Below are 22,701 nucleotides of genomic sequence, written 5' to 3'. Positions count from 1 at the left end.
TCGTGAACACTCATTAAAGCCGACCTAGGTCACCACATTGTGCCAAGTACTTGAATTTCTGTGCCTATGTGGTGGCACAATTTTGTGCACAGTGAGTGTGCCAAAATGCGCAAAATAACGCATTAAATTGCAAACCAATGCAACAGCTAAGTAGTTGATTTTTTTAGGGGGACACTGGTGCGGCTGGCGGGGATCGAACCCACGACCCTTGGCTTCGGAGGCCAATACTCTATCCACTGAGCTACAGCCGCGTAGGGGGAATTTCTGAAGTGATGCGAAGGATACCGTTTTTCTTTACCTACGTCTACGGAAACTGTCGTATCGCTGGCAATTGCATGTCACTGCTCAATTTTTGTGCCTATAATTGTGGGTTTCATAAAGGTTTACATCCAAGCATGTAAAAATGCTACCTTACACGGCCATCAGTTTCAAATCTGGACTAAGGACATCATGAGCGACGCACATAACGAACAACAATCAGCGATCAAAACGCCTAAACAATTGCTTGCCGCCGTAGCTGGCTTCTTCCTCGTCACCGTCATCGGCATCATCTTGCTGGTGCAGTTCGTCACGGCGCAAAAACTGACGGGCGCCGGTACGGACAGCCAGTCGCCGGAAGCCATTGCCGAGCGCTTGAGTCCGGTTGCCAATGCTGGCTTTACCTTCAAGGATGCCAGCGGTCCGAAAGTGCTGCAAAGCGGCGAAGCCGTCTACACGGCGACCTGCGTGGCTTGCCATGGCGCCGGCGTGGCCGGTGCACCGAAATTTGGCGACGTGGGCGGCTGGTCTGCCCGCCTGGCCCAGGGCTACGATACGGTCCTGAAGCACGCCATCGAAGGCTTGCGCGCGATGCCGGCCAAGGGCGGCAATCCCGACCTCGACGATGTGGAAGTGGCGCGCGCCGTCGTCTACATCGCCAACGCGTCGGGCGGAAAGTTCAAGGAACCGGAAGTGCCGGCACCGGCCGCTGCCGCTGACGGCGCTGCTCCTGCAGCCGAGCCTGCCAAATAATTCAGCCAGCGGGCTGAACCAGGAACCGCCCGGATGGGCGGTTTTTTTTCGCCTGCAGTTTGTGCCAGATCACACGGCGTAAAAAAGCCGCCCGGCTTGATAGCGGGGCGGCTCGGTGCTAGTGCGTCAGCACTGCTGTTACCACATGATGACGCGGTCTTTCGGCGGCAGATACATCTTGTCGCCCGGTTTCACGTCGAAGGCTTGATAGAAGCCGGGCTGGTTGCGCATGGTGCCGTTGGCGCGGAACTGGCCTGGCGAGTGCGGGTCCGTTTTCAGCAAGACCAGTTGCTGCGCTTCGCGCATCTTCATGCGCCATACCTGGGCAAAGCCCGCGTAGAAGCGCTGCTCGCCCGTGAAGCCGTCGATGACGGGGGCTTTCTTGCCGTTCAGCGACAATTTGTACGCTTTATAGGCAATCGCCACGCCGGAGTTATCAGCGATGTTCTCGCCCAGGGTCAGCTCGCCGTTGACGAAGTGGCCTTTCACCGGGCTGAAGCCGTTGTACTGCGCCACCAGCTGCTTGGTTTTCTTGGCGAAGTTTTTATGGTCGGCCTTGGTCCACCAGTCGCGCAAATTGCCGTCGCCGTCGTACTGGGCGCCCTGGTCGTCGAAGCCGTGGCTGATTTCATGGCCGATCACGCCGCCGATGGCGCCATAGTTGACGGCGTCGTCCGCGTTGGCGTCGAAGAACGGTGCTTGCAGGATGGCGGCCGGGAAGACGATTTCGTTCAGCTCAGGATTGTAATAGGCGTTCACTGTCTGCGGCGTCATGCCCCACTCGTCACGGTCAATCGGCTGGCCCAGCTTGTTCAGCTCGCGGTTGTAGTTGAGCAAGTGCGAACGCTGGATGTTGCCGATCAAGTCGTCCGGCGCCACCGTCAGGCCCGAGTAATCGCGCCATTTGTTCGGATAGCCGATCTTGGTGGTGAACTTGGCCAGCTTGATTTGCGCCTGTTTCTTGGTGACGGGGCTCATCCAGTCGAGCTTGTCGATGCTTTGCTTGTAGGCCATCATCAGGTTTTTCACCAGCGCTTCCATGCGCACCTTGCGCTCGGCCGGGAAATACTGCTCCACGTACAGCTGGCCCACGGCTTCGCCCAGCGCGCCTTCGACGGCGCCCACGCCGCGTTTCCAGCGCGGACGCATTTCCGTCACACCAGTCAGGGTGGTACCATAAAACGCGAAGTTTTCATCGACATACGCTTTCGGCAGGTAGCCGGCGTTAGCGTGCAGCAAGTGCCACTGGAAATACGCTTTCCACGTTTCCAGCGGCGTCTTGTTGGCGATCTCGGCAAAGCCCTTCAGGTAGCTGGGCTGGCTGACGATCACATAATTGACCTTGCCGGCGATACCCGTGTCCTTCAGGTAGCGGGCCCAGTCGTAACCTGGCGCCACGCTGGCCAGTTTCGCCAGTTCCACCTTGTTGTAGATTTTGACGGGGTCGCGGTTCTGCACATTGCTCCATTGCGCCTTGGCCAGTTCCGTTTCCAGCGCCAGGATGGCCTTGGCATTGGCGGCAGCGTTCGCGTCGCCAGCCAAGCTCAGCATTTTTTCCACGTGGGCCAGGTATTTGGTGCGCGTATCGGCCTTGCCTTCTTCCAGGTAATAATCGCGGTCAGGCAAGCCCAGGCCGCTTTGCACGATGTCGGCCACGTATTTGGTGGAATCCTTGGCGTCCTGGTGGATGCCGAAGTCGTAAGGCGAGGTCACGCCCAGCTTGCTGAAGTGGGCGATCACGGCCGGCAACTCCGCCTTGTCCTGCAGCGCCGCGATCTTCGCCAGCTCCGCGTTCAAGGGCGTCAAGCCCAGGCTTTCCAGCTTGGCTTCATCCATGAAGCTGTTATAGAAATCACCGATTTTCTGGGCATTCGAACCGGCCGCGCGTGCCTTGTCGGCGGCAGCGCCTTCGACGATGCCGCGCAGCTGCGTTTGCGTATCGTCGGCCAGCTTGGCAAAGCTGCCCCAGCTCGACTTGTCGGCAGGTATGACAGTTTCCGCCAGCCATTTGCCATTCAGGTGCTGGAACAGATCGTCCTGCGCGCGCACGGCAGGATCGACGTATTCGACGGCGATGCCGGACGTCAGCGCCGCAGACGCGACGGCCGTGGCGGGAGCGGCGGCGGCTTTCTTGGCCGCATCAGCGGCGCCAGCCATGCCGGACACGCCGGCCAGCAAACTCAGGGTCAAAGCACTTAACAAATAACGATTCACGGTTGTCCTCTATATTATATTGTGTGGAATATAAGGGTCAGAAGGCCCAAGGCTTCTGGCCCGGTTTTTGACTGTAGCATACCGGCCGAAATGACAGAAAAAACTTTGGCCAGAATGCAAAAAAGACCACGCGAGTGGTCTTTTTTGTTGTGACAAGATAACGTTTACATGGCGTAGGTCGGCTTAGCCCAGAGGGCGTAAGCCGACAACATTGTTTGCACCGGCGGTATCGTCGGATTACGCGCTTGCGCGCCTCGGCGGCCCCGCTAATCCGACCTACTTAGCTAAATCTCAATGGCACTTACCAGATGATCACGCGGTTTTCCGGCGCGACATACATCTTGTCGCCCGGTTTCACGCCAAACGCTTCGTAGAAGCCTGGCTGGTTGACCATGGTGCCATTGGCGCGGTACTGGCCTGGCGAATGCGGGTCGGTCTTGATCTGCACGATCTGCTGCGCTTCGCGCATCTTGCTGCGCCACACCTGGCCAAAGCCCATGTAGAAGCGCTGGTCGCCCGTCAGACCGTCCAGCACGGGAGCGGGCTTGCCGCCCAGCGAGATTTTATAGGCTTTATAGGCGATCGCCACGCCCGAGTTGTCGGCGATGTTCTCGCCCAGGGTCAGCGCACCGTTGACGTGGTAGCCAGGCAATGGGCTGTAGCCGTCATATTGCTTGGTCAGCGCGTCGGCCTTGGCCGCAAAATTCTTGCGGTCGGCCGGGGTCCACCAATCGCGCAGGTTGCCGTCGCCATCGGACTGGCTGCCCTTGTCGTCGAAGCCATGGCTGATTTCATGGCCGATGACGGCGCCGATGGCGCCATAGTTGACGGCGTCATCCGCGTTGGCGTCAAAGAACGGCGGCTGCAGGATGGAGGCCGGGAAGACGATTTCATTCATCGTCGAGCTGTAATAGGCGTTCACCGTCTGCGGCGTCATGCCCCACTCTTCGCGGTCGATCGGTTTGCCCAGCTTGGCCACCTGGCGCGCGGAGCCGAAGTTGGCGGCGCGCATCATGTTGCCCACCAGGTCGCCCGGGACGATTTGCAGCTTCGAATAATCGCGCCATTTGTTTGGATACGCGATCTTCGGCGTGAACTTGGCCAGCTTGGCTTGCGCTTCCTTCTTGGTCTCCGGGCTCATCCAGTCCAGGGTATCGATGCTGTCCTTGTAGGCGGCCAGCACGTTTTTCACCAGTTCCTGCATGTGCGCCTTGCGCTCTGCCGGAAAATATTGCGCGACATACAGCTTGCCGACGGCTTCGCCCAGCACGCCTTCGACGGCGCCCACGCCACGCTTCCAGCGCGGCTGGTTTTCCTTCACGCCACTGAGTACCGTGCCGTAGAAGGCAAAGCTTTCATCGACGAAGTTTTTCGACAGGTAGCTGGCATAGCTGCGCAGCAACTGCCATTCGAAATACGCTTTCACGGTGTCCAGGTCGCTTGATGCCAGCACCTTGTTGTAGCCGGCCAGGTAGCTTGGCTGGTTGACGATGACGTAATCGACCTTGTTGGCGATGCCCAGGGCGGCCAGGCCCGACTTCAGGTCGTAGCCCGGGGTCAGGTCGTTCAGTTTATTGATGTCGGTCTTGTTGTAGCGTTTGACGGGGTCGCGGTTCTCGACCTTGGTCCATTGCACTTCGGCCAGGGCCGTTTCCAGCGCAACAACAGCCTTGGCGCGGGCGGCGGCGTTCTTGTCGCCGGCCATGGCCAGCATTTTTTCCACGTGCGCCTGGTATTTTTCCTTGACGCCAGCCTGCTTGGCTTCCAGGTAGTAATCGCGGTCTGGCATGCCCAGGCCGCTTTGGCTGACATATGCCGCATATTTCGTCGAGGCACGCGCATCCTGGCCCACATAGACGGCGTACGGGGTCGACACGCCCGTCTGGCTCAGGTGGGCGATCAGGGCCGGCACGCCCTTCTTGTCGCGCAGCGAGCGGATGCGGTTCAGTTCGCCGGCCAGCGGCTTCGTGCCCAGCGCATCGAGCTTGGCTTCATCCATGTAGCTGGCGTACAGGTCGCTGATTTTCTGCGCTTCGGAACCGGCCTTCTTGTTTTTGTCCTGTTGCGTCGCTTCGATGATGCCGCGCAATTGCGGTGTCGTGTCATCGCGCAGCTTGGCGAACGAACCCCAGCTCGACTTGTCGGCAGGGATCTCGGCCGTCGCCAGCCACTTGCCGTTCAAATGGGTAAAGAAATCGTCCTGCACGCGCACGGCGGGGTCGATGTACTGCACATCGATGCCGGAAACGACGCCAGCGGCGGCAGGCGCGGCGCTTGGGGCCACGGTCGGGGCGGCAGCGGCGGATACGGGTTCGGCGGCATGGGCAAACGCAGCCAACAGGGTCAGGGTCAGACTGCTCAAGAGATAGCGATTCACGAATTGTCCTTATGGGGCATGTCAAAAAGACCGGGCAGATAGCTGCGGGCGGATAGCCCTCCGCGCCAGGCGCTGCAGGAATGTAGCACGCGCCGCTCAGTTCGGCCAGGCTCAAGGGGCTTTCATTGTCCAGTCCGGCGAGCATGGCGTGGGCTGGAACAGCGCATGCAGCGTTTATCCATACAGATAAAGCAGGTCGTCGATCAGCGCCAGTTCCTGTTGCGTGAACTGCGTGTTGTTGAACTGCCCGATAGCTTCGAGCACGCCTCTAATCGGCACTTGCCGTGACGGATCCTGAACGATGTCGATCAGCAGGCCGGCATCAGGATCCCGCCCCCTCAGATACTTTTCAATCAGCGCTTCGAGCGAGACACGTGCCTGCAAATCAGTTAACATTTTTTATCTGCCGGGAAGAAAGAAGCTCCAGTCTAAATGAGCCGGAGCCCGCGGATAAAAAAAAGCCTGCGTCCGCGGACGCAGGCAAAACCACTTCGGGTCGAGAATGCGAGTCCACTATAGGGCCGCCGCACACGCTTTTTTTCGACTCTTACAAATGCTTACTCCCCTCAAGACTCCCTATACATCGCATACAAAACCGCAACATATGGCAAGCTGGCAGCCCTGTTTTCGCGCGTAGACTGGGTCCAGGCACGCTTTTTCCACGGCCGGCCCACGCCGGCAGAGATTCAGGTCTATACTTTCAACAAAGCGCCGCTCCACGGGGACTGGCGCTTGTGCAAGACACGCTAGCTGCAAAGGTGCAATGATGGGCAAACTCAAAAATACCGGCTTGATCGGCCTGGGCGTGGTGGCCGGCGTCGCCGTGTCGCTGCAATTTTCCGCCATGGCGCAAAAGACCGTCGAGCCGCCCTTGCCGCTGGAAGAGTTGCGCCAGTTGGCCGACGTGTTTGGCCTGATCAAGTCCGATTACGTCGAGCCGGTGGAAGACAAGAAACTGCTGGAAGACGCCATTTCCGGCATGGTCGCCTCGCTCGACCCCCATTCCGCCTACCTGGACAAGAAAGCCTACGCCGAGCTGCGCGAAGGCTCCGAAGGCAAGTTCGTCGGCCTGGGCATTGAAATTGGCCTCAGCGAAGACGGCTATATCAAGATCGTCTCGCCCATCGAGGATTCGCCCGCCTACCGCGCCGGCATCAAGGCTGGCGACCTGATCACCCGCCTTGATGGTCAGCCCGTGAAAGGCGTCAGCCTCGACGACAACGTCAAGCGCATGCGCGGCGAACCGGGCACCAAGGTGTCGCTGACGATTGCCCGCAAGGATGAAGCGCAGCCGCTGGCCTTCACCATCACGCGCGAGGAAATCCATCAAAAAAGCGTGAAGGCGAAGATGGTCGAACCGGGCTACGCCTGGCTGCGCGTATCGCAATTCCAGGAACCGACCGTCGACGACATGGCCGCGCAGATCACGGCGCTATATCAACAAGATCCGAACATCAAGGGCATGGTGCTCGACCTGCGCAACGATCCGGGCGGCGTGCTGCAGGGCGCCATCGGCGTCTCGGCCGCCTTCCTGCCGAAGGACGCGGCCATCGTCTCGACCAACGGCCAGCTGCCGGACTCGAAACAGGTGTTCTACGGCCGCGCCGAATACTATACGTTCCGCTCGGAAGGCGACGCGCTGGCGAAATTGCCGGCCGCCATCAAGAAAGTGCCGCTCGTAGTGCTGGTCAACACGGGGTCGGCCTCGGCCTCGGAAATCGTCGCCGGCGCCCTGCAGGATTACAAGCGCGCCACCATCATCGGCACGCAAACCTTCGGCAAGGGTTCCGTACAAACCATCCGCCAACTGACAGCCGACACGGCCGTCAAGCTGACGACGGCCCGCTACTACACGCCGAATGGCCGCTCGATCCAGGCCAAGGGCATCGTGCCCGACCTGCTGGTCGATGAAAATGCGGATGGCGACGGCTTGAACGGCTTGCGCATCCGTGAAGCGGACCTGACCAAGCACCTGAGCAACGACCGCGACAAGGAAAGTACCAAGGCGGCCCCCGTCAACGACGAGATGGAAGAGCAATTGCGCATCATCGCCCTGGAAAAGACCCGCAAGCCGCTGGAATTTGGCAGCAAGGACGATTTTCAGTTGCACCAGGCGCTCAATCACCTGAAGGGCTTGCCGGTGCAACTGGCCAAGGCCGAACCGGTGGTGGTGCAGGCCGACGTCAAGAAAGAACAGAAGAAGTAAGCAGTTTGGGGTCAGACCCGGCGGGTCTGACCCCATCACACGCAATACCCCCAGCACCGCTCCACGCGACAAAAATCAATCTTCCGCCACACATCGCCCTGCCCCGCAACACGAAACTCTCTACAGTCGAGCCCGTTTGTGTAAAATTTGCTTCACTTATCGGCGCCACGTCGATTGCCAAATTTGAAAGTTTAACCATGAAACAAGTCGTCATCAGCGGTACCGGACTGTACACGCCGCCATTTTCGATCTCCAACGAAGAGCTGGTCACCTGCTTCAATGCCTACGCGGAAAAGTTCAATGCCGACAACGCCGACGCGATCGCCGCAGGCACGGTGACGGCGCTGGACCTGTCGAGCGTGGCCTTCATCGAAAAGGCATCCGGCATCAAGTCGCGCTTCGTGATGGAAAAGGAAGGCATCCTCGATCCGGCGCGCATGGTCTCGCGCATCCCGGAACGGGGCGATGACGAACTGTCGCTACAGGCGGAAATGGCGGTCGCCGCCGCGCGCGATGCGCTGGCCCGCGCCGGCCGCACGCCAGCCGATATCGACATGGTACTGGTCGCTTGCAGCAACATGCAGCGCGCCTACCCGGCCATGGCCGTGGAAGTGCAGGATGCGCTGGGCATCGATGGCTATGGCTTTGACATGAACGTGGCGTGCTCGTCCGCCACCTTCGGCATCCAGCAAGCCGTGGCCGCCGTGCAAAGCGGCCAGGCGCGCGCCGTGCTGGTCCTGAATCCCGAAATCACCAGCGGCCACCTGAACTGGCGCGACCGCGACAGCCATTTCATTTTCGGCGACGCCTGCACCGCCATCATCGTCGAAGCGAAAGACACGGCCGTGTCGCAGCACCAGTTCGAGATCATCGGCACGGAACTCAAAACGCGCTTCTCTAACGCCATCCGCAACAATTTCGGCTTCCTCAACCGTTTTGACGAGTCCGGCGTGGGCCAGGCCGATAAATTGTTCCGCCAGCAAGGCCGCAAGGTCTTCAAGGAAGTGTGCCCGATGGCCGCCGAGATGATCAAGGCGACCCTGGCCAAGGCCGGCGTGGAAGTGGCGCAAGTCTCCCGCTACTGGCTGCACCAGGCCAACCTGAACATGAACTTGCTGATCGCGCGCCTGATCCTGGGCCGCGACGCGCAAGCCAATGAGGCGCCCGTGATCCTAGATACCTACGCCAACACCTCGTCGGCCGGTTCCATCATCGCCTTCCATAAATACCAGGATGACATGGCGGCGGGCAGCACCGGCGTCATCTGCTCGTTTGGCGCCGGTTATTCTATCGGCTGCGTGGTCGTGCGCAAGGTCTGAGCGCATGGGTGTAACATCGTTTGATACCTGAATTAGGCGATGTTCAAGGTGGATAGGCATGCGTTCGCGGCCACCTGGACGAAGATATAGCACAGGTTTTTTGCAATAAAGCCGCAGGAAATTTTCCGGCAGGGGCTTTGAAGCGTTTATACTTGGTCGCTGAGCAACATCTTTTTCTACCCGCACGTCCCCATAAGGAACCCCACACGCATGCCCCATGACATCAGCCTGATTACCACCATCGCCGCCGCCCTCGGGTTTGGCCTCATCTTCGGCTTCATCGCCGCGCGCCTGAAACTGCCGGCACTGGTCGGCTATCTGGCCGCCGGCATCATCATCGGACCGGCCACGCCCGGTTTTGTGGCGGATGCGGAAATAGCGGGACAATTGGCGGAAATCGGGGTGATGCTGATGATGTTCGGTGTCGGCCTGCACTTTTCCATCGACGATTTGTGGGACGTGCGCAAGATCGCGCTGCCCGGCGCCATCCTGCAGATCGGCGTCGCCACGGCGATGGGCATGGGCCTGGCCCACTGGTGGGGCTGGACCCTCGGTGGCGGGCTGATCTTCGGCCTGGCCCTGTCCGTGGCCAGTACAGTGGTGCTGCTGCGCGCGCTGGAAGAACGGGGCATCCTCGACTCGCTCAATGGCCGCATCGCCGTCGGCTGGCTGGTGGTGGAAGACCTCGTCACCGTGCTGGTCCTCGTGCTGCTGCCGGCGTTTGCCGGCGCGCTGGGCGGCAAGGTCGCCCCTGGCGCCGAAGCCGTCAGCCTGTGGCAAACCCTGGCCGTGACCCTGGGCCAAGTGGCCGGTTTCATCATCTTCATGCTGGTCGTCGGCCGCAAGCTGTTCCCGTGGATTTTGTGGCAAGTGGCGCGTACCGGCTCACGTGAACTGTTCACCCTGTGCGTGATCGCCGCCGCCGTCGGCATCGCCTACGCTTCCACCAAGCTGTTCGGCGTGTCGTTCGCGCTGGGCGCCTTCTTCGCCGGCATGGTGCTGCGCGAGTCCGAACTCAGTCACCGCGCCGCGGAAGAATCCCTGCCCCTGCGCGACGCGTTTGCCGTGCTGTTCTTCGTTTCCGTCGGCATGCTGTTCGAGCCGAATATCCTCATCGACAAGCCCCTGCAAGTGCTGGCCGTGTGCGCCATCATTATCTTCGGCAAGTCGATCGCCGCCTTTTTGCTCGTGATGGCGCTGCGCTATCCGCCGAAAACGGCCATCATCGTCTCGGCCAGCCTGGCGCAGATCGGCGAGTTCTCGTTCATCCTGGCCGCGCTGGGCCTGTCCCTGGGCCTGATGCCGCAGGAAGGCCAAAGCCTGATCCTGGCCGGCGCCATCCTGTCGATCGCCCTCAACCCGCTCGTCTTCAGCATGGCCAAGCCGCTGCTGCGCGTGATCGGCAACAGCGACTTCGCGCGCAAGTTCGAACGCACGACGGACCCGCTGGCCGAGCTGCCGATGACCGTGCCGCAGGAAAAACTGTCGGGCCAGATCGTCCTCGTCGGCTATGGCCGCGTGGGCAGGCGCATCGCCGCCGCCCTGATGGAACGGGGCATCCACTTTGTCGTGGCCGAGGAAAACCGTGAAATCGTCGACCAGCTGCGCAAGCAGGGCATTCCCGCCGTGGCCGGCAATGCGGGCGAACCGGCCGTGCTGATCCAGGCGCACATCACGCACGCCACCATGCTCGTCATCGCCACGCCCGACACCTTCCACGTGCGCGCCATGATCGAGACGGCGCGCGCGCTGAACCCCGCCATCCTGACGGTGGTGCGCACGCACAGCGAAGAAGAGGCGGAATTGCTGCGCGCGGAAAACGCGGGCAAGGTGTTTATTGGCGAGCACGAGCTGGCCAATGGCATGGCCGAGCACGTGCTGCAAAGTTTTGAGACGGCGAAGAAGGGGCATGGCGGGCATTAAGCCAGCGCCCTTTCCGTCCAGCAAGCCTGCCCGCTACCCAGCCGGCAGGCTTTCTTTTTACAGGCTGGCGGCCAGCTCCGCCCCTTCGCGTATCGCCCGTTTGGCATCGAGTTCCGCCGCCAGCGCGGCGCCTCCAATCTTATGGAAACGGGGGCCGCCTGCCGCAAGCGGCTTGCCGTCCTTGTCCGTTTCCGGCATGAGTTCCGTCAAGCTGTCCTGGCCGGCGCAGATGATCACGTTGTCCACCGCCAGCAGGCGCTGCTCGCCGCCAACGGTGATGTGCAAGCCCTGCTCGTCGATCTTGTCGTACGTTACGCCGGCCAGCATGGCCACGCCGTTTCGCGCCAGCGCCGCGCGGTGCACCCAGCCCGACGTCTTGCCCAGCCCCGCGCCCACTTTCGACGTCTTGCGCTGCAACAGGAAGATTTGCCGTACGGGATGGGGTGCCGCGGGCGGCACCAGGCCGCCACCGGTCGCCGCGTTCAAGTCCACGCCCCACTCGCCCGCCCAGGTCGCCACGGCTGGCGGCAGTGGGTGCGCCGGGTCGTGCAGCAAATACTCTCCCACGTCGAAACCGATGCCGCCCGCGCCGATGATGGCCACGCGCGCGCCCACGGGCTTCTTGCTTTGCAGCACATCGAGGTACGACAGCACTTTCGGATGGTCGATGCCGGGAATGGCCGGCAGGCGCACCTTGATGCCGGTGGCGACGATGACATCGTCATAGCCGCCGGCCAGCAATTGCTCGCGCGTCACGCGCTGGCCCAGGCGCAGCTTGACGTCCAGCAGCGCCAGCCTTCGCGCAAAATAGCGGATGGTTTCCGTAAATTCTTCCTTGCCGGGAATCTGCATGGCCACCTTGAACTGGCCGCCCACGCTGTCGCTGCTGTCGAACAGGGTGACCTCGTGCCCGCATTCGGCCGCCACGCAGGCGGCGGACAAGCCGGCCGGGCCCGCGCCGACGACGGCCACCTTGCGCGGCACGGCCTTTTTCGCGTACACGAGTTCCGTTTCATGGCAGGCGCGCGGATTGACGAGGCAGCTGGCGCGCTTGTTGGCGAACGTGTGGTCGAGGCAGGCCTGGTTGCAGCCGATGCAGGTATTGATTTCGTCGGCGCGTCCCGACGCGGCCTTGGCGACAAAATCAGGGTCGGCCAGGAACGGGCGCGCCATCGACACGAGGTCGCAGTCGCCCTGCTCGAGGATGGCGTTGGCTTCATGCGGCATGTTAATGCGGTTCGACGCCACCACGGGAATCGTCACTTCGCGGCGCAATCGGCCCGCCACGGAAGCGAACGCGGCGCGCGGCACCGAGGTGACGATGGTGGGGACTCTTGCCTCGTGCCAGCCGAAGCCCGTATTCAAAATCGTCACGCCAGCCTGCTCCAGCGCCTTGGCCACCGCTACCACGTCCTCCCAGGTATTGCCGCCCTCGACCAGGTCGAGCAGCGAGTGGCGGTACATGATGATGAAGCTGGGGCCGACGGCGGCGCGGATGCGGCGCACGATTTCCACGGGCAGGCGCATGCGGTTCTCGATGCTGCCGCCCCAGCGGTCCTGGCGCAGATTCGTGCGCGCGCACAGGAACTGGTTCAATAAATATCCTTCGCTGCCCATCACCTCGATGCCATCGTAGCCCGCCTTTTGCGCCAGGCGCGCGCAGCGCACGTAGTCGCAGATCGTGCGTTCGATTCCCCGCTCGCTCAAGGGACGGGGACGGAATGGCGAGATCGGCGATTTCTTGGCCGACGCCGAGACGACAAACGGCTGATAGCCATAGCGGCCCGCATGCAGGATTTGCATGACGATCTTGCCGCCCTCCTCGTGCACGGCGCGCGTCACTTTGCGGTGGTTGGGCACGTCGCCGAGGAAATTGAGGGTGCCGCCAAACGGCAGCAGCCAGCCCTGACGGTTCGGCGAGATGCCGCCCGTGACGATCAGCCCCACGCCGCCGCGCGCCCGCTCGCGGTAAAAGGCGGCCAGCTTGCCATAATGATAAAATCGGTCTTCCAGGCCCGTGTGCATGGACCCCATGATGACTCGGTTGCGCAAGGTGGTAAAACCCAGGTCGAGCGGGGCCAGCAGGTGAGGATAGGCAGTCATGGTGATCGGTCCGGTAGAAGTGGTTGCAGGCCGTACGGTAGCAAGCATTGCCGATCGCCGCAGCGACTTTCTCTAGACCGGGAGTTCTAAATCGCCCGGCGCAGCGGCCGGCGATGGGTACAGCTTGTGCCGGGCGGTACTTTCCCGTAGGCTAGCTGGCATGAAGCGACTCTTCCTCTGCCTGCTGATGCTGTGCGCCGTCCCCGCTACCGCGCTGGCACAGGCGATACGCCTGGACAAGCTCAAGGTCGAGGTCAAGCGCATCGAGGTCGACGGGCAGCGCATGTATGAAGTCGATGCCAGCGCCAGCGTGCAGGCGCCGCCGGCGTCCGTGTGGAAGACCCTGACCACCTATGAGCGCATGAGTGAATTCGTGCCCGACCTCAGTTCCTGTCGCGTGCTGTCGCGCAACGGCAATGAAGTCATCATCGAGCAGCAGGGCATGGCGCGCTTCCTGTTCATGAACCACCCCATCCACCTGGTGGTGCGGGCCACGGAAACGCCGTTCACGTCCATCGATATCGCCCTGATCTCCGGCGACATGCGGCACTACGAATCGCGCTGGAATTTATATCCCGTGCCCGAGACGGGCGGCACGCGCATCGTCTTTTCCAGCCGCCTGATGCCGGGCTTCTATGTGCCCGGCATGCTGGGCACGACCATGATACGCGGCGATATCGAGCGCATGATGGCGGCCGTGCTGGCCCGCATCGACAGCCAGTACGCCGACAAATCGAGCTGAACTTACGCCAAATACGTGTCGCGGTCGCGGATTTCCGCGAAGTTTTCCAGGCTGCCCAGTTTCACGGTGACGGGGTTCAGGCTCGCCTGCGGCTGCATCGAGCGCCAGGCGAACAGCCATTCCTGCTCGGGCGCTTCGGCGCGCGTCTTGGTGAAGGCGGCGCCCAGGGCGGCGCGCTGGCCATATTCGACGAGGCCGTCGATGCCTGCCCAGCTGGGCAAAGTACGCTGGACGGCGCGGTGCAGGCGTTCGCCGAATTCTTCCGTATTGTGGATGATCAAACAGGCGTCGGCCGGGGCGAACAGGTCGAACAGTTGCTTGTCCCACACTTGCGAAAAGCTCAGGGTCAAACAATTGCCCGCCGGCGCCAGGCGGAACTGGCCCAGGCTCAGGGCCAGCTCGAGTTCACTGCGCTGGCCGTAGCGGTGCAGGGTGGGGGGACGTTTGTAATCGTGCATGCTGGACTCGTTCTTCAATAGTAGGGTAAACCGGCGCGCCGCTTAACGTGGCGGGCGGATATGGCGCCGGATGCGCTGGGCCGTCGCGGCCAGATAAATTTCGCGCAGTAAATAAATAAAACAGCCGATCAGGCAAATCACGGCCAGCACAAAGAAGGCCGCGATGTATCTGTCCAGGGTCAGGTTCAGAATATCGCCCAAAAACAGCATGGCGATGATGACGCAGACGAAGAAACCGCACGCCGTGCTCAGCGAAATCGAATAATTGATCAAATGGGTACGCCGATACAAGGTATCGAGCTCATCCATATAGAAATCGTTGTAGCCGATGTCGAGCCGGTCTTCCAGCACGCGCGTGCGGTCGATGATGCGGCCCAGGCGGTTGGTCAGCACCACCAGCATGGTGCCGATACCGGTCAACAGGAAAACCGGCGCAATCGCCAGCTGGATGATATGGCCGATGTCGCCGATCTGTATGTTCATGGATAAAAAGTCGTGGGTTCACACCGGCGCCCGACCCTGGCGCCAGCACAGGCCATAGTGTAGCAGGTGGCACACGCCGGCTGGCCGCTTTGCCAACCGGCATGTTGCAAGTTCATGCGAAGCCGCGCCCCGGCACGAAGCGCTCGGTGGCGCGCACCAGCGCCGAAGCGATGCCGTGCTCGAGCGCGCCATGGCCCGCGTCCGGGATCATTTCCAGCTGCGCACCGGGCCATGCCTGCTGCAGGCGGTAGGCCGACAGCGGCGGGCAGATGGCGTCGTAGCGTCCTTGCACGATGACTGCCGGCAAATGCGCGATGCGCCCCATGTTGCGGATCAGCTGGTCTTCCTCGAAGAAACCGAGATTGGCCATGTAATGCGATTCGAGCCGGCCCACGCCCAGGTCCAGCGCATCGTTCGGCGCATCTTCCGGCTGCGGCATCAGGTAGACGCGGCGCCCTTCGAAGCGGCTCCAGGCGCGCGCGGCCGGCCAGTACACGGCAGGATCGCTGCTGAGGATGCGTTGCACATAGGCCGCCAGCAAGTCGCCCCGCTCTTCCGGCGGTATCGGCGCGGCGAATTCCGCGTACAGTTCCGGGTAGAACCAGCGCACGCCTTCGATGAACCAGTCGATTTCCGCCTGCGTACACAGGAAAATGCCGCGCAGCACGAAACCGAGGCAGGCTTCAGGATGCGCCTGGCCATACGCCAGCGCCAGGGTCGAACCCCACGAGCCGCCAAACACCAGCCATTGGGCGATGCCGAACTGGGCGCGCAAGCGTTCGATGTCCTCGATCAGCAACTGCGTCGTGTTGTTGCGCCATTCGCCCAGCGGCGTGGACTTGCCGGCGCCGCGCTGGTCGAACAGGATCACGCGGTAGCGCTGCGGGTCAAAAAAGCGGCGGTGCTGCGGCGACAGGCCCGCGCCGGGGCCGCCATGCAGGAACAGCACGGGAATGCCGTCGGGGTTGCCGCACTCTTCCCAATAAATGGTGTGGATGTCATCGACCGCCAGCATGCCGTGCCGGTTCGGCGACAGGGCGGGAAACAAAGGAGACAGGGAATCGGGCATGGCGGTCCTTGGAGTGGCGGTCAGGGCGCCAGGCGCGAGTCCTGGCAACTGTTCCAATTATAGTGCGCGCCCGGCGCCTCAGGCCAGCAGCAAAGGCAGGCGGTTCGACGACTTGATTTCACGCATCGACAGGCTGGACTGGATTTCCGCCACGCCAGGCAGGCGGCGCAGCACCGTCGAGACGAATTCGCCATACGCTTCCAGGTCGCGCGCCACCACTTGCAGGAAATAATCGGCTTCGCCCGCCACGTTGTGGCACGACAGAATTTCGGGAATCGTCGCGATCGCTTGCTCGAACTGCGACGGTTGCTCGCCGCCATGGTTGGCAAACACGACCCGGACAAACGCGACCAGGCCGATGCCCAGCTTCTTGCGGTTGAGCAAAGCCTGGTAGCCGGTAATAAAACCTTCCTCTTCCAGACGGCGCAGACGGCGCCAGACGGGGGTTTCGCTCAGTTTCAAGCGCTCGGCCAGGCGCGCATTCGACAGCCTTCCTTCATCCTGCAACAGCCTGAGTATCTGCAAATCGGTGGCGTCGAGACTAACTTCTGAAATTTTCATCTAATTTTTGTTTTTATACGAGTGGAATCTACCCGAATACTAGGGCATGCAGGGCAGGAAAAGCAAGCACATTTCATCGCCGCAAGAACATAATGGGGCCCGGCGAGCAGGCTGCACCGTGCGCATGCTCCCGCTTTCTTTTCGACTGGCCCATGTCCGATTCTACCTTCCTGATGTACCTGCTGGCACTGGCCGGCGCCTTTTTATTACCGGGTCCCGACATGGCGCTGGTGCTGGCCACGGGCGCCGCGCGCGGCGTGGCCACGGCGCTGGTGACGGCGCTGGGCATCGCCGGCGCGCGCGCCGTCCACGTGGCGCTGTCGGGCGCGGGCCTGGCGGCATTGATGGTGACGCATCCGCAAGCCTTGCAGTGGGTCAAATGGGCGGGCGCCGCCTACCTGCTGTACCTGGCGCTGCGCTTGCTGCAGTCGGCCCTGTCGAACAAAACGGCGCCGGAAGAAGCCACCCCCGCCACGGCGCACAGCGCCCGCGCCAGCCTGGTGCGCGGCTTCCTGACGAATCTGCTTAATCCGAAGGCACTGCTGTTTTGCAGCATGTTCCTGCCGCAATTCGTCGCCGGCAGCGAACAGGTCGGCATGCAATACCTGCGCCTGGGCGCCGTCCTGGTGCTGATGGGCTTGCTGTTCGACGCCATCTACGCCGTGCTGGCCGCACGCCTGGCGCGCCGCCTGCGCGGCAAGCCTTCGCCTTACGGCAAGTTCGTGCTGCCCTCCGTCTTCGTGCTGCTGGCCGGACGGCTGGTGCTGGGCTGAGCTGCTTTAGCGTCGGCAAAGAAGGCAGGATAATCGTTCAGCAGGCTGCGCTCAAGGTCGTTGACCTTGCGAAATTGCCGCAGCGACGGCGCCATGGCCCGGCCCGCATCCCAGCTGCGCCAGGCATTTGGCGCATCGAATTGCGCCAGCAAGGCGTCGCCCAGATCCTGATACACGGCCGCCATCTGCGGCTTTGCCTGCAGCACTTGCAGATACAAGGCCGTCGCTTCCGGCCATTTTCCCAGCTTGGCGCGTAAATTCCCCTCGAACAAGGCCAGCACGGGCTGCTCCATTCCCGTTTGCTTCCTCAATTCCTGCACGGTGGCCAGCGCGTCCGCGATGCCCTCCTTGTCCTTGGCCTGCAATCCCCGCGTCAAATCGTGGATGGGCTGGCACTCCTGCATGGCCCGCTGCTGCTGGAGCGACAGTTTTTCGACCAGCGCGCCCGTGGAAAAATGGTCTTCCAGCATGGTCAAGAAAGCCTCGAAGGGTTTGTCTGCCGCAAACAGGCGCTCCGCCTCAGCCCGCAGCGCCGGATGCGCCTGGGGGCTCAACGGCGGCAGCGACCCCGCCTGCGCCAGCACTCTTTCGAGCGGCGGCGCGTCGGCCGCCAGCGGGCGTAGCCGGTAGGCGGCCAGCGAATAGGCGGCGGGCGCCCCCGCCGTCATGGCGCTGACGCGAAAATGGCGCGCGACCTTGCCGCCCACTTCCTCGTAGTGCAAGGTGAAGTCGGCGGGAATGCGCTTGCCGTCGGCCAGCAGCTTCAGTACCAGCGGGTGGCCGCCCCAGGTGTAGCGCACATACTGGGCAAACGCCGTCGCATCGTCGCCGCTGACGGGGCTGCCGGCAATGCCCAGGCGCAGCAGGGGCTGCTTATCGAGCGACCACAGCACGGCCCCATCGAGCAGCTGGGGCTGCAGCGCGCCGCGCCGCTTGTTGCCCAGCACCGACAAAGCTTGCTCCTCATACACGGGCAGCGTTGCGTGCTGCTCAAGGCCGCCCGCCTTCAAGATGCCGGCGATCCCCTGCCGGTGGCGCAGCTCGAAGACGCGAAAACCCGCCACGTCGAACAGCGAATACGTGTCGTAGGTAGACGCCGCCATATCGATGACGTGGCGGCGGCGCGTGGCAAAGTCCAACACCGACAAGGCCTTGCCATCGCGCACGCTCAGGTAATGCGGGCCCAGCACGACATCGCTTTCCTGCGTGGTGCGCGCGGGCAGGCTGGTTTTCACGCCGGGCTGGTTGACGCGTTCGGTGGTTACCGTGACGTGAAACGCAACGCTGGCCTGGGCCGCGCCGGCGCCCAGGAAAAGGATGGCGGCCACGCTGGCGCGGCGCAAGGCGGGAACAAGGGTCATGGAAATGATGCAGTGAAGAAATGCTGATTTTAAGGCAAATCCGGCCATCCCCTTGTTTTGCTGGCAAGCATAAAAAAAGACAGCCGAAGCTGTCTCTCTTTTTTACCTCAACAACGATTACGACATGTGCTGGCCGCCGTTGATCGAGATGTTGGCGCCCGTGACGAACGCCGCTTCATCGGAAGCCAGGTAGGCCACCAGGCCGGCCACTTCTTCCGGCTTGCCCAGACGCGCCATCGGAATTTGCGGGATGATTTTGCTGTCGAGCACTTCCTGTGGAATCGCCATGACCATCTTGGTGCCGATGTAGCCTGGCGAGATCGTGTTGACGGTGACGTTCTTGCGCGCCACTTCCAGCGCCAGCGACTTGGTGAAACCATGCATGCCGGCTTTCGCGGCCGAATAGTTGGTCTGGCCGAAGGCGCCCTTCTGGCCGTTGACGGACGAGATATTGATGATACGGCCCCAGCCGCGTTCCACCATGCCGTCGCAGACAGGCTTGGTCATGTTGAAGACGGAATCGAGGTTGGTGCTCATGACGGCATCCCAGTTCGGCTTGTCCATCTTCTTGAACGTCATGTCGCGCGTGATGCCGGCGTTATTCACCAGCACGTCGACAGGACCGATTTCCGCTTCCACGGCCGCCACGCAGGCAGCTGCCGAATCGTAGTCGGCCACGTCGCACGGATACGCCTTGAAGTCGTAACCCATGTCCTTCGTCGTCGCCAGCCATTCCGCGACCTTCGGATTGCCTGGGGAATATGTGGTCACCACGCGATAGCCGAGCGCCGCCAGCTTGAAACACACCGCTTCGCCCAGACCGCCCATGCCACCAGTTACCAATGCAACTCTTGCCATTTTCATCCCCTCAGTGTCGTTCTATTGCTAAAAAGTTAATTATTTAGTGAAAGTAGTCCACAACCGTTGAACCACAGCGCCGTACCGCACCGTATCCAAGCGTAGCGAGCGGCGATGATTTGTGGCTAAGAAGCGCAACCGTGCTCTAGCACGGTGAGCATCGCAGGCCGCAAAGCGCGCCGCGCAGTAGCTTGGGTGCGGTGCCAGCTACTTAATCCCGCTCGATCGCTAAAGCGACCCCCATGCCGCCGCCGATGCACAGTGCTGCCAGGCCTTTCTTGGCGTCGCGGCGTATCATTTCGTGGATCAGGGTGACCAGGATGCGCGCGCCGGACGCGCCGATCGGATGGCCGATGGCGATCGCGCCGCCGTTCACGTTGATCTTGCTGGTATCCCAGCCCATTTCCTTGTTGACGGCAATCGCTTGCGCGGCAAACGCTTCGTTGATTTCCATCAGGTCCAGCTCTTCATGCGTCCAGCCGGCTTTTTTCAAGCACAAGCGCGAGGCAGAGACGGGGCCCATGCCCATGACGGCCGGGTCCAGGCCCGACGACGCGTAAGCCTTGATGCGCGCCAGCGGCTTCAAGCCCAGTTCTTTCGCTTGCGAAGCGGACATCATGATCACGGCGGCGGCGCCATCGTTCAGGCCCGACGCATTGCCGGCGGTAACAGTACCGTCCTTGGCGAACGCGGGGCGCAGACCGGACAGCGATTCCAGGGTCGAACCGGGCTTGATGTATTCATCGCTGTCGAAGACGACGGTGCCTTTTTTATTGGCGATTTCCAGCGGCAGGATTTCATCCTTGAACTTGCCCGCTTTTTGCGCCGCTTCCGCTTTCAGTTGCGACTGCAGCGCGAATTCATCCTGCTCGGCGCGCGTCACTTCGTATTTCTTGGCGACGTTTTCCGCCGTGATGCCCATGTGGTACTGGTTGTACACGTCCCACAGGCCGTCGACGATCATGGTGTCGATCATCTTGAAGTCGCCCATGCGGAAACCGTCGCGCGAGCCGTTCATCGCATGTGGCGAAGCGCTCATGTTTTCCTGGCCGCCGGCGATGATGATGTTGGCGTCGCCGCACTTGATCGCTTGCGCCGCCAGGTGCGTGGCCTTCAGGCCGCTGCCGCAAACCTTGTTGATGGTAAATGCCGGGATGGCGCTGGGCAGGCCAGCCTTGATGACGGCCTGGCGCGCGGCGTTCTGGCCGACGGCAGCTGTCAGCACCTGGCCCAGGATCGCTTCGCCGATCAGGTTCGGGTCGATGCCAGTTTGTGCCATCAAGCCCTTGATTACATGCGCGCCCAGTTCGGACGCAGGAATCTTGGCCAGGCTGCCACCGAATTTGCCGACTGCGGTACGGCCAGCGGCCACGATTACGACATCATCCATTTATTTCTCCGATATGCAGGCCACGAGGGCCAAGGTCAAGGTGTTAATAGAATCCAATGAGAATTCGGAAAGACACAGCAAGCTGCGTTTCATTCTAGCGCGGCATGCGCCGCAGTTCCAGCGCCGCACCGCTGGCGGCGGCGATGACAGCCTGCTTGCGGTACTGGCGGACGGCCTGGCGCGGCGGATAGCCGCTGCCGGGCCGCAAAACGCTTACGCCTGGGGCGCAGGACGCGTGTTTTTATTTTTATCATACCCTTCATCGGCGCTGCCGAAAGTGGTTTTTAGAAAATTATTGAAGGGAATAATCAGGGGTACGGGGGTTTGCTTTACCACTTGCAACAGCTCGCCAAATTTTTGACGCGATGCAGCAAACTCACCCTTTGTCACAGTGTCGAATTTCTCTTGGGTTTCTTGGGCAACATCCTTTGCCTGGCGGCCATATGCACCGATGCGCTCGATGGCCAGTTGCGACTGTGTGCGCGACAGTTGCAGCAGCGCTTGCGGGTCCTTCACGGACAGCAGCTGATTGCCCGCCACCGTAGCGGCTGCCAGCGCCGTGCGGGCCGCATCGAGCTGCAAGTCCAGCACGCTGGCGCCGCTATCGACGGCGGCCTGGGCATACGCTTGCGCGCTGACCAATTGTGCTTCCACCACGGCCTTGCCGGCCAGTGCCCATTGTTCGGAAAATGAAAACATGTCGTTCCTCCCCAAAGAGTAGGCAGCGCCATGTTGCGCCGCACAGTGCTCAACTGTAAGCGGTGGTTCATTGCTAAACCTTGATATTTATCAAACATTCCTGTTGGTTTGTTTCCAACTCAACGTTGATCAGGACAACAACTTGATACCATCGAGCGAGGCCGCGCACTGCTCGCGTATCACACTGACGAAATCGCGCACGTATGCCTTGTCCTGCAACTGCTCGGGCACGGATACATACAAATCGCTCCACAGGCCGTGCTCGCCTACCGGGCGCGCCACCACATAATCGTAATCGACGTAATTCTTGATGGCCCAGTTCGGCAAGGCGGCGATGCCGCGCCGGCTTGCCACCAGCTGCAGCACGGCGACCGTCAATTCGGCTGTGCGGCGCTCAAACTGGATGCCGGCGGGCTTGAGCACTTCGCGGATCAGATCGATGCGTTCTTCCGGCACGGGATAGGTAATCAAGGTCTCGCCCGTAAAGTCGACCGCCGCCAGCCGGCGCTGCGCCTGCAGCCGGTGCTTCTGCGCCATCACCACCAGCATTTCAAAGCGGAACAGGGGGAACACGGTGAAATCGGGGCCATACGGCGAGCCGATGACCAGGTCCGCCTCGCCCGAGCGCAGCAAGTCGGCCGGTTCGCTGTGAAAGCCGGAAACAAGATCAATTTCCACTTCCGGCCAGCGCTGGCGGAACGCATCCATCACGGGCATGAGCCAATCGAAGCAGGTATGGCATTCGAGCGCCACGCGTAACTGTCCTTGGTCGCCCTGCGACAGGCGCGCCACGTCGCGCTCGGCCAGTTCGATCTCGGGCAGCAGCTTGTCGGCCAGCTCCAGCAGCCGGCTGCCGGTGGCCGTAAAAGCGATCGGCATCGACTTGCGCTCGAACAGGGGCGCCTTGTAGCGCTCTTCGAGCAAACGGATCTGGTGCGACAGGGCCGACTGGGTCAGGTTGAGCAGCTGCGCGGCGCGCACCAGGCTGCCGGACGAACGCAGGGCACTCAGGGTGCGCAGGTGGCGGATTTCTAGCATCGGGAAATTGGTGGCTGTACGTGAATTATTTTCATGCTACTCGTCAAAATGTTTCGTTTTGATTATAGACCAAGTTGCCGCACACTCTAGCGCATTCACATTAAATCTCGATGACA

At 61.6% G+C, this 22,701-nt stretch carries 19 protein-coding genes and 1 tRNA gene; 6 read left to right on the top strand and 14 right to left on the bottom strand.

The window, feature by feature from the left end; genetic code table 11:
* Positions 1-175 precede the first annotated feature (175 nt).
* Positions 176-251: transfer RNA gene (locus tag AC4BCN_RS02235), tRNA-Arg, on the bottom strand.
* A gap of 199 nt (positions 252-450) precedes the next feature.
* On the opposite strand from AC4BCN_RS02235, the gene AC4BCN_RS02230 reads away from it, so the two are divergent.
* Complete coding sequence (locus AC4BCN_RS02230; RefSeq protein ID WP_072455912.1) at positions 451-1,011, top strand: c-type cytochrome; 561 nt, start codon at positions 451-453, stop codon at positions 1,009-1,011.
* 138 nt (positions 1,012-1,149) lie between these two features.
* Here AC4BCN_RS02230 and AC4BCN_RS02225 read toward each other — a convergent pair whose 3' ends face one another.
* From AC4BCN_RS02225 to AC4BCN_RS02215, 3 genes are all read right to left on the bottom strand, one after another.
* Positions 1,150-3,225, bottom strand: a complete 2,076-nt coding sequence (locus AC4BCN_RS02225) for a M13 family metallopeptidase (RefSeq protein WP_490492475.1) — start codon at positions 3,223-3,225, stop codon at positions 1,150-1,152.
* Positions 3,226-3,526: 301 nt separating this feature from the next.
* On the bottom strand, positions 3,527-5,602 hold the full coding sequence (locus AC4BCN_RS02220) for a M13 family metallopeptidase (protein WP_139091352.1): 2,076 nt from the start codon (positions 5,600-5,602) through the stop codon (positions 3,527-3,529).
* A 174-nt stretch (positions 5,603-5,776) separates the two neighbouring features.
* Positions 5,777-5,998, bottom strand: coding sequence for a hypothetical protein (locus AC4BCN_RS02215; RefSeq protein WP_456148198.1), 222 nt, complete (start codon positions 5,996-5,998; stop codon positions 5,777-5,779).
* A gap of 367 nt (positions 5,999-6,365) precedes the next feature.
* On the opposite strand from AC4BCN_RS02215, the gene AC4BCN_RS02210 reads away from it, so the two are divergent.
* From AC4BCN_RS02210 to AC4BCN_RS02200, 3 genes are all read left to right on the top strand, one after another.
* A complete protein-coding gene (locus tag AC4BCN_RS02210; RefSeq protein WP_070304461.1) occupies positions 6,366-7,808 on the top strand; it encodes a S41 family peptidase in 1,443 nt (480 codons plus the stop codon).
* Between the two features lie 197 nt (positions 7,809-8,005).
* On the top strand, positions 8,006-9,127 hold the full coding sequence (locus AC4BCN_RS02205; RefSeq protein ID WP_128140942.1) for a beta-ketoacyl-ACP synthase III: 1,122 nt from the start codon (positions 8,006-8,008) through the stop codon (positions 9,125-9,127).
* Positions 9,128-9,337: 210 nt separating this feature from the next.
* Positions 9,338-11,050, top strand: a complete 1,713-nt coding sequence (locus AC4BCN_RS02200) for a cation:proton antiporter domain-containing protein (RefSeq protein WP_490492474.1) — start codon at positions 9,338-9,340, stop codon at positions 11,048-11,050.
* Positions 11,051-11,107: 57 nt separating this feature from the next.
* Here AC4BCN_RS02200 and AC4BCN_RS02195 read toward each other — a convergent pair whose 3' ends face one another.
* Positions 11,108-13,153 (bottom strand): 2,4-dienoyl-CoA reductase FMN-binding domain-containing protein, encoded by a 2,046-nt coding sequence (locus AC4BCN_RS02195; protein WP_490492473.1) that lies wholly within the window; start codon positions 13,151-13,153, stop codon positions 11,108-11,110.
* Positions 13,154-13,313: 160 nt separating this feature from the next.
* Here AC4BCN_RS02195 and AC4BCN_RS02190 point away from each other — a divergent pair, with 160 nt between their 5' ends.
* Complete coding sequence (locus tag AC4BCN_RS02190) at positions 13,314-13,895, top strand: SRPBCC family protein (protein ID WP_223278957.1); 582 nt, start codon at positions 13,314-13,316, stop codon at positions 13,893-13,895.
* A 2-nt stretch (positions 13,896-13,897) separates the two neighbouring features.
* Here AC4BCN_RS02190 and AC4BCN_RS02185 read toward each other — a convergent pair whose 3' ends face one another.
* The 4 genes from AC4BCN_RS02185 to AC4BCN_RS02170 form a co-directional block, all read right to left on the bottom strand.
* The gene (locus tag AC4BCN_RS02185; protein ID WP_034752899.1) at positions 13,898-14,353 is read right to left on the bottom strand and encodes a hypothetical protein; all 456 of its coding nucleotides are present in this window, start codon (positions 14,351-14,353) and stop codon (positions 13,898-13,900) included.
* A gap of 42 nt (positions 14,354-14,395) precedes the next feature.
* Entirely contained in the window at positions 14,396-14,836 is a 441-nt protein-coding gene (locus AC4BCN_RS02180) for a DUF2721 domain-containing protein (RefSeq protein WP_034752898.1), read from the bottom strand.
* A 112-nt stretch (positions 14,837-14,948) separates the two neighbouring features.
* A complete protein-coding gene (gene pip, locus AC4BCN_RS02175; protein WP_128140939.1) occupies positions 14,949-15,905 on the bottom strand; it encodes a prolyl aminopeptidase in 957 nt (318 codons plus the stop codon).
* 78 nt (positions 15,906-15,983) lie between these two features.
* Positions 15,984-16,466 (bottom strand): Lrp/AsnC family transcriptional regulator, encoded by a 483-nt coding sequence (locus tag AC4BCN_RS02170; protein ID WP_034752896.1) that lies wholly within the window; start codon positions 16,464-16,466, stop codon positions 15,984-15,986.
* Between the two features lie 152 nt (positions 16,467-16,618).
* On the opposite strand from AC4BCN_RS02170, the gene AC4BCN_RS02165 reads away from it, so the two are divergent.
* Positions 16,619-17,239, top strand: a complete 621-nt coding sequence (locus AC4BCN_RS02165; protein WP_490492472.1) for a LysE family translocator — start codon at positions 16,619-16,621, stop codon at positions 17,237-17,239.
* Here the strand turns inward: AC4BCN_RS02165 and AC4BCN_RS02160 are convergent.
* The 5 genes from AC4BCN_RS02160 to AC4BCN_RS02140 form a co-directional block, all read right to left on the bottom strand.
* Positions 17,176-18,600: a tetratricopeptide repeat protein gene (locus tag AC4BCN_RS02160; protein ID WP_490492471.1), complete on the bottom strand. Its 1,425-nt coding sequence runs from the start codon at positions 18,598-18,600 to the stop codon at positions 17,176-17,178. The genes AC4BCN_RS02165 and AC4BCN_RS02160 overlap by 64 nt on opposite strands.
* 117 nt (positions 18,601-18,717) lie before the next feature.
* Positions 18,718-19,458 (bottom strand): acetoacetyl-CoA reductase, encoded by a 741-nt coding sequence (gene phbB / locus AC4BCN_RS02155; RefSeq protein WP_034752894.1) that lies wholly within the window; start codon positions 19,456-19,458, stop codon positions 18,718-18,720.
* A 211-nt stretch (positions 19,459-19,669) separates the two neighbouring features.
* Positions 19,670-20,848, bottom strand: a complete 1,179-nt coding sequence (locus AC4BCN_RS02150; protein ID WP_034752893.1) for an acetyl-CoA C-acetyltransferase — start codon at positions 20,846-20,848, stop codon at positions 19,670-19,672.
* Positions 20,849-21,061: 213 nt separating this feature from the next.
* Entirely contained in the window at positions 21,062-21,547 is a 486-nt protein-coding gene (locus AC4BCN_RS02145) for a phasin family protein (RefSeq protein WP_128140787.1), read from the bottom strand.
* A gap of 129 nt (positions 21,548-21,676) precedes the next feature.
* Positions 21,677-22,585 carry a LysR family transcriptional regulator gene (locus tag AC4BCN_RS02140; protein WP_490492470.1) on the bottom strand — a complete coding sequence of 303 codons (909 nt, stop codon included), beginning with the start codon at positions 22,583-22,585 and terminating at the stop codon, positions 21,677-21,679.
* Between the last annotated feature and the right edge of the window lie 116 nt (positions 22,586-22,701).

This window comes from Janthinobacterium sp. Bl 1 (genome assembly GCF_058215535.1).
Note: the sequence above shows the minus strand (reverse complement) of the source record. Positions and strands in the feature narration are given on the sequence as shown.

Coding starts and splice junctions, on each gene's coding strand:
- AC4BCN_RS02230 (WP_072455912.1), top strand. CDS start 451: ATGAGCGACGCACATAACGAACAACAATCAGCGATCAAAACGCCTAAA.
- AC4BCN_RS02215 (WP_456148198.1), bottom strand. CDS start 5,998: ATGTTAACTGATTTGCAGGCACGTGTCTCGCTCGAAGCGCTGATTGAA.
- AC4BCN_RS02210 (WP_070304461.1), top strand. CDS start 6,366: ATGATGGGCAAACTCAAAAATACCGGCTTGATCGGCCTGGGCGTGGTG.
- AC4BCN_RS02205 (WP_128140942.1), top strand. CDS start 8,006: ATGAAACAAGTCGTCATCAGCGGTACCGGACTGTACACGCCGCCATTT.
- AC4BCN_RS02200 (WP_490492474.1), top strand. CDS start 9,338: ATGCCCCATGACATCAGCCTGATTACCACCATCGCCGCCGCCCTCGGG.
- AC4BCN_RS02195 (WP_490492473.1), bottom strand. CDS start 13,153: ATGACTGCCTATCCTCACCTGCTGGCCCCGCTCGACCTGGGTTTTACC.
- AC4BCN_RS02190 (WP_223278957.1), top strand. CDS start 13,314: ATGAAGCGACTCTTCCTCTGCCTGCTGATGCTGTGCGCCGTCCCCGCT.
- AC4BCN_RS02185 (WP_034752899.1), bottom strand. CDS start 14,353: ATGCACGATTACAAACGTCCCCCCACCCTGCACCGCTACGGCCAGCGC.
- AC4BCN_RS02180 (WP_034752898.1), bottom strand. CDS start 14,836: ATGAACATACAGATCGGCGACATCGGCCATATCATCCAGCTGGCGATT.
- pip (WP_128140939.1), bottom strand. CDS start 15,905: ATGCCCGATTCCCTGTCTCCTTTGTTTCCCGCCCTGTCGCCGAACCGG.
- AC4BCN_RS02170 (WP_034752896.1), bottom strand. CDS start 16,466: ATGAAAATTTCAGAAGTTAGTCTCGACGCCACCGATTTGCAGATACTC.
- AC4BCN_RS02165 (WP_490492472.1), top strand. CDS start 16,619: ATGTCCGATTCTACCTTCCTGATGTACCTGCTGGCACTGGCCGGCGCC.
- AC4BCN_RS02160 (WP_490492471.1), bottom strand. CDS start 18,600: ATGACCCTTGTTCCCGCCTTGCGCCGCGCCAGCGTGGCCGCCATCCTT.
- phbB (WP_034752894.1), bottom strand. CDS start 19,458: ATGGCAAGAGTTGCATTGGTAACTGGTGGCATGGGCGGTCTGGGCGAA.
- AC4BCN_RS02150 (WP_034752893.1), bottom strand. CDS start 20,848: ATGGATGATGTCGTAATCGTGGCCGCTGGCCGTACCGCAGTCGGCAAA.
- AC4BCN_RS02145 (WP_128140787.1), bottom strand. CDS start 21,547: ATGTTTTCATTTTCCGAACAATGGGCACTGGCCGGCAAGGCCGTGGTG.
- AC4BCN_RS02140 (WP_490492470.1), bottom strand. CDS start 22,585: ATGCTAGAAATCCGCCACCTGCGCACCCTGAGTGCCCTGCGTTCGTCC.